Below are 2,403 nucleotides of genomic sequence, written 5' to 3'. Positions count from 1 at the left end.
GGTCTTGTCTGTGCCCCCTCAGGGATTCGAACCCTGGACACGCTGATTAAGAGTCAGCTGCTCTAACCAACTGAGCTAAAGGGGCGTTGGTCTTGGCGAGGTTTTTGTTCTCGCTGAGCACATGGAGTAAATATACTCAGATTCGAGAGGAACGCAACCTTCGGCGTGTCGCAATCATAAAACCGCTATTTTCCAACGATTTTGGCAAATCGCCAATTTTGGCGAAAATGACGCTTTGCGACGTTTTCCAGCGCGAAAATCACCACCTCAATTCAAGTAATCACAATTTCTTCACATTATTGTGTCGTCTTAGGTGTTGAAATACGGGACATGCCGAGATACGGGACGTGTCGAAATACGGGAGGCAACGCTCCTCCATGCACTCCGGAACCCACGTAAGGCGGAACCCGCACAAGACAGCAGGATGAAAAGTCGCCAAACAGGCCGTCACAACAGAAAATCCCCCGCACCGATTGGTACGGGGGATTTCTGTGCTTAAGCTCAGACGTGTTTCAGCCTGAAGTCATTCGCCGTCGGCCCAAAATGGGCTCCAACGGCGAATGGGGGTGAAATCACTCAGCGACAACCTTCACGAAGAAGTTGGCGGAGATTTCCGGGTGCAGAGCGACGGTCGCCGGGAAGTCACCGGTGGTCTTGATCGGCTCAACGGTGATGTTCTTCGGGTTGACCTCGACCTTGGAGGAGAGCGCGATGGCGATCTTCTCGGCGGAGATGCTGCCGAACAGCTTGCCGGACTCGGAGACCTTGGCGGCGATTTCGACGGTGGTGCCCTCGATGATTCCCTTGGCGGCAACGGCCTCCTCGCGGGTGGCGACGGCCTTGGCCAGACGAGCGCGCTTCATGGACTCGATCTGGGCGGCGGCACCCTTGGACCAAGCGAAGGCCAGGCCCTGCGGGAACAGGTAGTTGCGGGCGTAGCCGGACTTGACGGCCACGACGTCACCCGGGTGACCCAGGTGGTTGACGGACTTGGTGAGAATAACCTTAGTTTCAGCCATTGTTCAAACCTCTCTAAGATCAGCGGCCGGAAGTGGCGTACGGCAGCAGGGCCATCTCGCGGGCGTTCTTGATAGCCTTGGAGATCTCGCGCTGCTCCTGCACGGTGACGCCGGTGATACGACGGGAACGGATCTTGCCGCGATCGGAGATGAACTTGCGCAGCAGGGCGACGTCCTTGTAATCGATCTCGGTGACCTTCGCCGCCTTCAGCGGGTTCGGCTTCTTCTTAAACGGCTTGACCGGCGGCTGCGGCCTCTTGCGTGACATCTTGATGTTCTCCTTAAAATCTGGAAATTGCTGTGATTAAGCTGCTTGGTTCGTTGCGATCCGGTCAAAATTCCGGTTCGTCGCTATCCCCGCCGAATTCGGAGGAGCCTCCGAAGGACTGGGATGCGCCGAAGGAACCGAAGGACGAGTTGGAATTATCCGAGCTGCCCCATGGATCCGAGGCCGGAGCGGCCTGTGCGGGCGCGGCCGGAGCGGGATTGGCGTTCGCGGGAGCGGATGCGCCGCCCTGATAGCCGCCATTCCCCTGATATCCGGCGCCACCGGAGTAACCGGCGCCGCCCTGGTATCCGCCGTTGTTTCCGCCAAAGCCGTTGCCGCCACGATTGCCGGCATAGCCATTGGCACTGGAAACACGGTTGACCTGGGCGGTCGCGTAGCGCAGGGACGGGCCGATCTCATCGACCTGCATTTCGATGACGGTTCGCTGGGAATCGTCGTTCGCCTGGTAGGAACGCTGCTGCAGACGGCCCTGCGCGATCACACGCATGCCCTTGGACAGGCTCTGAGCGCAATGCTCGGCCATGTCGCGCCATGCGGAGCAACGCAGGAACAGGGTCTGTCCCTCTTCGAACTGGTTCGTATTACGATTCCAGTTACGCGGAGTGGAGGCAATCGTGAAGCTTGCCACGGCCGCGCCGCTACCGATGGTACGGATTTCCGGATCGGATGTGAGGTTGCCCACAACGGTGATTACGGTCTCGCCTGCCATGACGTTCTACCTACCTTGCAACTTAAAAAAGCTTGGATTACTTACTTGCGAAGAATCTTCGTACGGATGACGGATTCGTTCAGGTTCAGCAGACGATCGAGTTCGTCGCTGGTGGCCGGCTCAGCGGAGTAGTTGACCACGACGTAGTTACCTTCGGTCTTGCCGGCGATTTCGTAGGCAAGCTTGCGACGGCCCCAGATGTCGATGTTCTCGACGGCACCGCCTTCCTTGGTGACAGTTTCCAGATACTGCTCGGTCAGCTTCTTCAGACCGCGCTCATCCAGCTCAGGATCAGCAATGAACATCAGTTCGTACTTATGCGCAGACATCACCCACCTCCTTCGGACTATCGGCCATGGACCTTCCATGGCAGGAGTGTGTATGCG

At 57.9% G+C, this 2,403-nt stretch carries 4 protein-coding genes and 1 tRNA gene; all 5 read right to left on the bottom strand.

Translation table 11 applies throughout. The annotated features are described in order from the left end of the window. Positions 1–11: 11 nt before the first annotated feature. A tRNA-Lys gene (locus ACR0P8_RS09365) sits at positions 12–85 on the bottom strand. A 487-nt stretch (positions 86–572) separates the two neighbouring features. Beyond that, the gene (gene rplI, locus ACR0P8_RS09360) at positions 573–1,019 is read right to left on the bottom strand and encodes a 50S ribosomal protein L9 (RefSeq protein ID WP_026646899.1); all 447 of its coding nucleotides are present in this window, start codon (positions 1,017–1,019) and stop codon (positions 573–575) included. Between the two features lie 19 nt (positions 1,020–1,038). Then, positions 1,039–1,287, bottom strand: a complete 249-nt coding sequence (gene rpsR / locus ACR0P8_RS09355; RefSeq protein WP_003810112.1) for a 30S ribosomal protein S18 — start codon at positions 1,285–1,287, stop codon at positions 1,039–1,041. 64 nt (positions 1,288–1,351) lie between these two features. Continuing rightward, positions 1,352–2,017 carry a single-stranded DNA-binding protein gene (locus ACR0P8_RS09350; protein WP_432624799.1) on the bottom strand — a complete coding sequence of 222 codons (666 nt, stop codon included), beginning with the start codon at positions 2,015–2,017 and terminating at the stop codon, positions 1,352–1,354. Positions 2,018–2,058: 41 nt separating this feature from the next. After that, positions 2,059–2,346: a 30S ribosomal protein S6 gene (rpsF, locus tag ACR0P8_RS09345; protein WP_003810120.1), complete on the bottom strand. Its 288-nt coding sequence runs from the start codon at positions 2,344–2,346 to the stop codon at positions 2,059–2,061. Between the last annotated feature and the right edge of the window lie 57 nt (positions 2,347–2,403).

The sequence above is a fragment of the Bifidobacterium sp. genome, assembly GCF_050874245.1.
Taxonomy (GTDB): Bacteria; Actinomycetota; Actinomycetes; order Actinomycetales; family Bifidobacteriaceae; genus Bifidobacterium.
The sequence above is the reverse complement of the archived record's forward strand: the minus strand, read 5'-3'. Positions and strand labels throughout refer to the sequence as shown.

What these genes read in the sequence shown, in the direction of transcription:
- rpsR (WP_003810112.1), bottom strand. Translation starts at nt 1,287, where the DNA reads ATGTCACGCAAGAGGCCGCAGCCGCCGGTCAAGCCGTTTAAGAAGAAG.
- ACR0P8_RS09350 (WP_432624799.1), bottom strand. Translation starts at nt 2,017, where the DNA reads ATGGCAGGCGAGACCGTAATCACCGTTGTGGGCAACCTCACATCCGAT.
- rplI (WP_026646899.1), bottom strand. Translation starts at nt 1,019, where the DNA reads ATGGCTGAAACTAAGGTTATTCTCACCAAGTCCGTCAACCACCTGGGT.
- rpsF (WP_003810120.1), bottom strand. Translation starts at nt 2,346, where the DNA reads ATGTCTGCGCATAAGTACGAACTGATGTTCATTGCTGATCCTGAGCTG.